We start from the raw sequence: 6210 nt of genomic DNA, 5'->3' as shown, positions 1-6210 counted from the left end.
TCTATTAGTTGCTAAATTGGAAGCTAGACCGATTAGTTTATCGAACTTAGAAGAAGATGCTGATTTGGGAGAATATGATTTTAAAACTATAGATTTATATTTAAATGTTAGCCCTCTTTTCTGCCAAACTGGTTCTAATAAAGAAAGGAAATTTGCTCTATCTATTGAGGATAAATGCCAGTATAAACCTGGAGACGGTTCAAAGATAGTCGCAGATATTTTTAATCAAATCCGTGAACCTCTTCACGCCAAAGATTTTCTGAACCTCATTCGTAATTCCTATGCCTATCCGCCAGGGGAACAGGTATTTTGGCGCATACTGACTGAAGAGGAAGATTATATTCCTATCGCAGAAGCTATCTTTATCCCACAAAAATGGTGGCGTGATGAAACGCTGAATTTTGATTTAGAAATCCGGGATACAGAACTATTCCGACAAATTGTTTTATTTACTGTTAATTCTAAACGTCAACCACCACCTGCCGATAAACTATTTGATTGGCTTAACTTTTGCTATCAAAATCGCTTTTTCTATCGCGGTTCATTGATTTACGCTCAAATTAACCTGGGTGAACTGTCGGACAAAAAAGCACAAATCACTCGAAAGATTGGTCAAGTCTGCCAACGAAATGGGGATACTTCAGTGCTTGCCATAGGACAAAATGCTAATAGCGAGGAAGTTGATCGTTCTCTGCGTTTAGACCTTGAAGATTTGCAACAGCAGGCTCAATCTGTCCAGCGTACTCAATCAAAAGGTTTAGCCTCTATACAAGATGGCCAGTACCGCGTTCGCTATGTTGGTGTTAGTGTTGAGGTTCACATTACCAAATATGGGGGAACAGATAACCCGTGCGCCCGTGTTCTACAAGTTCTGGTTAATAGCGAACCATACGACCCCAGCCGACACAATCCAATTCCTGCGAATACTGCGACTCTCGACCAACGACGGGAAGCATTGCAAAAGCTCTATGAAGCCAGACTGATAGCATACGGGCAGGTTGATTCATACCTGCAAGTTGCAATTGGTTCACGACCAAGTTGGGGTATCGGTTATCGTCAGATGGAACCTATCACAGAACAAGCAACGGAGGATGTTGCATGAGTATTCCTAGTAAACTCGATGACTACACCCTTCAGTGGCTGACCAAATTACCCAAAGCTGCCAAATTGGTTCTTTGGCTAGATCCTTATTCCTTATTGGAACTAGCAGACCATTTAGTTGATAATCGGGGTAAGTCCTGGCAAATTCTTTCCTACCGAAGAGATGATTTTCGCTTTCGCGCCAGACTCAACCATCTGGACAAAACCCAACCGATAATCATTTGGATACGTCCACCAATCGGCAAAGTCAGCCCGCTTCTCGACTTAACGTATTTGGCAGACTTACTCAATCGTCACGATGGCATTCTTGACCTGCGTTTAGAAAGCATTCTTGCAGAACTGACACCCTACAAAGCTTGGCCATCTGACTTAGCTACCCAAGGCAACCTAGCGTCACCACACTTAGGGGCATTAGCTAATGCGGCAAAACTTTTTCACCACATTACTAACAAATCTGTCCTCAATAGCCATGATCTGAAATTGCTGTTGTTGCATATCCGTCAACCAGAACTGACTCTAGAACTACTATGCAACATCCCCAGCCAAAGCCCAGCAAGTCTTCTAACTTGGTATCTGCAAATCATTTTGACCACGCCTAGCAATGACCTCAACCCCTCCTTGGTTGAACTAATTGGCGGTTTCCCTATGCCAGATGAGTTTCTTGAATTTCCAGCAGCTGACCTGATCTGCTTTGCCTACGCCTACCATGCAGCAACGGTAATGCTCACACCTCAAGCGGTTGATCGCCTGCTCTGGCTACCCCGTTTGTCGAGCAATAGCTTGTCTATAATCCAATCAGCTCTGATGTTGCTTCAAGATGATAAAACCACCTGGACAACTTTCTTGACCAGAGCCGAGCAACTTTTAACAGTTGAAAAACTGAGCGATTTAGTTCGGCAGTTTACGGCTACAAAGCAAGAAATTGCCAGCAGAACTGACCTGTCAGGAATTTGGGTGGCAGCAGTTTGTATTGCAATTGAGGAAAGCAGACCCCTAGAAGAATTTGACCCAGATGTTTACACCCCTCGTCCCCTAATTGGCAACTACTGCGATGTAGCTCAAACCCTGCAACAAGCCTTAGCAGTGAGTCAGAAGGTGGATAGTCATCTATCTCAATCACCTCCTGTCTTCAATGACATTTCTCACCTACTTAAGTGGTATCGCACTGAGAAAATCCACATTCAGGAATTGGAAATTTCTCGTGCTATCCGTGGCGTTATTAAGTTGAAACAACTTCCAGGACAATTGTTGGAGAACATTATTAGACATCTCCGGAATTTGCGATCGCAGTGGCGAGATTTCCTAAACCACCTAGATGAAAATTTGGCTGATTTAGTAACAGGCTCTCAATGGTCTAAGTTTTGCCATCATCCCCGCCATTCAACTCAATTTCTCTCAGATGCTCTGCCGTCTTCGATTCCTAATAATAGTCGGGTTTGGTTTTTAATATTTGACGGTATGAGGCTAGATTCTTGGGATCTAGTTATCCGTCCTATTCTAGAAGACCAGTTTCAGATTCAAGAAAAACTTTATCTGACTTCTCTGCCATCTATCACTGATATCGCTCGTATTGCTTTGATTGCAGGCACAACTCCCGAACAGTGGAAAATTTCTTCGAGTATGTTTACAAAAAACCATAAGATTCTTGCAGCTAAAAAGTTTAATATTCCCCCAGATCACCGCGACCAAGAACTCCAAATTATTGTCCGCTCTGAAACAGTCGAAGGTCAGCTGAAATTAGGGCTTGGCGAAGAAGATGCTAAAAAATACAACATTCTCATTTACAACGTCAGTGATGATTGGATTCACAACTGGCGCGATGACCTTGCCAGTCTCAATGATTTTATTCAAAAAACTTTAGTGGAATCTGTACTGCCAGATTTGAAATCTCGCATTAATCCCCAAGATATTGTTGTCCTTTCTAGTGATCACGGATTTGTAGAACTCGAAGCGCAAGATCAAATCAAAATCACCCAGATTAACAGCCATGATATTCGCTATCGCTACCTGAAAACAGACCAGCCTATCCACGGTAAGACCGTTAGCTACGGTCGTTCTGAGTCTACCTATCAAGTTGCAGTGGGACGGCAATGGTTTAATCGCCCTGATAGCCATAAAATGGAGCGGTTCACTCATGGTGGCATTTCTTTAGATGAAATGGTTGTGCCAGGGGCAATCCTTAAACCCATAGCCAAACAAATTCGTAAACTCGAATTACTTAATTTACCAAGCCAGCTACTGGGGCGCGAAGATGAAGAAATTAAATTAGTGTTCTCCATTCTTAATAGTGGCACACAACGCAACTCGTTTCTTCTTAATTGGCGCATTGATGATGACCAGCCCCAGTTTCTACAGCAAGAACTGGCAGCAGGTACACAGAATCCTCTGACTCTCGCTTTCTTAGCTCATCTTGGTCAGCAAATTTTGACGATTGAACTCCTAGACACCGAAGGAACTCGCCATGCTATAAGCCGTATCTCTCTGCAAGTTTCTGCTCGTCGCGATAAAGTTGAATTTTCAGATCCACTAGCCGGACTAGACTTTAATGATTAGAGCTACAGTTATCTCCGTGAATGCTAAACTTTTGCCTCCATGAATACCAGAAAGTCATTAGACGAAAAAGTTCTTGCTCACTTGGGCGATCGCGTCGTTCTCAAGCCCCTGACCCGCTGGAACGATGCCTACAAAGAATTCCCTCGTTATGTCATGGAATACCTGTGTGCTAGGTATGTTGACCCTGCCGATCCTAGTATAGGACAACACAAAATTGACAGACTCCTGAATGAACATTACGTTGGCTCTGAGGGCAAAGAACTTATCAAAAGCAGAATTAAAGAGAAGGGAGAATACACAATCCTCGGTCAGTTCCAAGTTCGCCTCGATGCGTCTCGTGACCATTATTGGGCTGAAGTCCCTGCCATTGGTGAGAGCTATGTCCGTGTTAGCCCTAGTATTCTCCATAAATTTAGTGATGTGTTACTCACCTGCGGAGCTTGGGGAACAGCAATTCTTGAGTACGATTCTACCTACGAATTAGGTCGTAAAAAGTATCCCTTTTATATCAAGCAATTCACACCTTTCCAAGTAACTCGCTTGGATCTGGATGATTACATTGAAAAAAGAAGATTATTTACAACAAATGAATGGATTGATTTAATAATTACCTCTATCGGCTTTGAGCCGGAACGATTTAATGAACGAGAAAAATATTTAATGTTATTACGCCTCGTGCCGTTTGTAGAGGCTAATTACAACTTGATTGAATTGGGTCCGCGTGAGACAGGTAAAACCTACACATATCGCAATACATCCAGTCACTCTTTTGTTCTTTCTGGCAGTCGTGCTACACCTGCAACTTTATTTTTTAACCAAAACACTCGTAAGGTAGGAATTTTAGGGCAAAAGGATATTGTCTTTTTCGATGAGATAGCTCACACAGAGTTTTCCGATGCCGCGAGTACAATCTCAGTACTTAAAGACTATATGCAAACCGGGCGTTTTTCTCGTGGGAATAATGAATATAATGCTCAAGCTAGTATAGTCCTTGGTGGCAATATTGATACAGATATAAAAAATAAAAAACCTATAGTTAGCTATAAACACTTTTTTTCTGTGCTACCAGTTGACTTACAAGACACTGCTTTCCTAGATCGAATTCATGCTTTCCTACCTGGTTGGGAAATGCCTAAAATTCGTACTGAAAATTATGCTCAGGGATACGGCTTTATTACTGATTACCTAGCTGAAATATTTAACCGCCTGCGACGCACTAATTATTCTATAAGTATTGAAAGATATGCCAAAATAGAAGGTTTAACTAGCCGCAATCAAACTGCTATTCAGAAAACAGCAGCGGGTCTTCTCAAGCTCATCTATCCTCATCAAGATATAGATTCAATCCAGTATGAAGATTACTCTCTCTGTATTCGTCATGCCATTGAACACCGCAGTCGAGTCATTGACCAACTGGCGATTATAGCTCCTGAAGAATTTTCAAGTAACTCTCTTAGAGGTTGTTAGGAAAGTCTAAATTCATATTAGGGTATGGAAGTAATGCACGAGCGCAACGCTCACAACTTCCCCCTCAACCTAACTATACCCCGACTTGGCTGCTGCTGATGTTGCTCCTGTTGCTTTAACTGCACCTGCTATCAACGGTTAATTCTTTGAGACATAGACAATAACTTCTCTGCAAGTTCAAAGCGCTCTTCCAAATGGGAGGGCGCTTTTGATTTTGGGGTTTAAAGGTAGGCGTATTACGCCGACTTACTTACTAGCTAATTTGGCACGATTAACTCATGCGATAATTTCATGTTTTCTGCCATTATATTGATTAAATATTGAGCGATGGGATGAATAACCGAATTCATCATCGCGTTCTTCATATTGTTGAATCCAATTCTGGAGAAACTCGAATGTTTGTGCCTGCTCTTCAATTGATTTGAATTTATGCGGCTCCCAAGGACGATTGCGGTTATTTTCAAGACACTTCCTAATACCGGGATTTAGGAAATAGATTTCAGTCGCGGATTCGATAGCAGCTTTGATTAGCGTGCTGTAGCAGCCTTCAATTACCCAAGAAAGATTATTTTCTATGAAGTCTCGTAGATCCTTTGCTGAATCTGTTTGAGAACGCCGTATGGCAATTTGGTTTGGTTCCCAGACGATAGTATCGAGATCAAGAATTGGGATACTGAAGTCTTTACCAAGTTTATTTGCAAGAGTACTTTTTCCAGAACCGGAATTGCCAAATATTAAAATTCGATACATTGTGGTGATTTAATTAAGATGCAGCCGAATGATTTCTAATTTTTCAAACAGCTTAAATTATTAATTACACAAATTTAGTCAAAAGTTGAAGAGGTGATTAAGAGTGCTTCTACCTCTGCCAGTAAGTACCTCATGACAGAGGTATAAATTTGCTCGTGAGCGCTTGACCTTTTTTGAATTGTTTTGACACGCGTCTACGAACTTGCGCCAGCTTCAGATACAGTCGGGATACCTGCAAGTGCGATTCGTTGTAAAATTATGTAAACAAAAGTATTAATAAATCAGTTTATGCTTGATTCAGCCCCTGGTTATATTGCTATAAGAATTGTGCGTGCTGCT

General features: G+C 41.7%; 4 protein-coding genes. 3 read left to right on the top strand and 1 reads right to left on the bottom strand.

Annotated elements, in window-relative coordinates; translation table 11 throughout:
* From VB654_RS17095 to brxL, 3 genes are all read left to right on the top strand, one after another.
* The coding region (locus VB654_RS17095; protein ID WP_323215012.1) for a hypothetical protein at positions 1 to 1102 on the top strand (1102 nt) is incomplete at its 5' end.
* Complete coding sequence (locus tag VB654_RS17090; protein WP_323215011.1) at positions 1099 to 3654, top strand: PglZ domain-containing protein; 2556 nt, start codon at positions 1099 to 1101, stop codon at positions 3652 to 3654. The genes VB654_RS17095 and VB654_RS17090, both read left to right, overlap by 4 nt.
* Positions 3655 to 3693: 39 nt before the next feature.
* Positions 3694 to 5121, top strand: a complete 1428-nt coding sequence (brxL, locus tag VB654_RS17085; protein ID WP_323215010.1) for a BREX system Lon protease-like protein BrxL — start codon at positions 3694 to 3696, stop codon at positions 5119 to 5121.
* A 276-nt stretch (positions 5122 to 5397) separates the two neighbouring features.
* Here the strand turns inward: brxL and VB654_RS17080 are convergent, their stop codons facing one another.
* A complete protein-coding gene (locus VB654_RS17080) occupies positions 5398 to 5871 on the bottom strand; it encodes a shikimate kinase (protein WP_323215009.1) in 474 nt (157 codons plus the stop codon).
* Positions 5872 to 6210: the final 339 nt, after the last annotated feature.

The sequence above is a fragment of the Nodularia sp. UHCC 0506 genome, assembly GCF_034931045.1.
Taxonomy (GTDB): domain Bacteria; phylum Cyanobacteriota; class Cyanobacteriia; order Cyanobacteriales; family Nostocaceae; genus Nodularia.
The sequence above is the reverse complement of the archived record's forward strand: the minus strand, read 5'-3'. Positions and strand labels throughout refer to the sequence as shown.

Bases quoted from the DNA above. Each gene is read 5' to 3' on its own strand.
- VB654_RS17080 (WP_323215009.1), bottom strand. From the start codon at position 5,871: ATGTATCGAATTTTAATATTTGGCAATTCCGGTTCTGGAAAAAGTACT.
- VB654_RS17090 (WP_323215011.1), top strand. From the start codon at position 1,099: ATGAGTATTCCTAGTAAACTCGATGACTACACCCTTCAGTGGCTGACC.
- brxL (WP_323215010.1), top strand. From the start codon at position 3,694: ATGAATACCAGAAAGTCATTAGACGAAAAAGTTCTTGCTCACTTGGGC.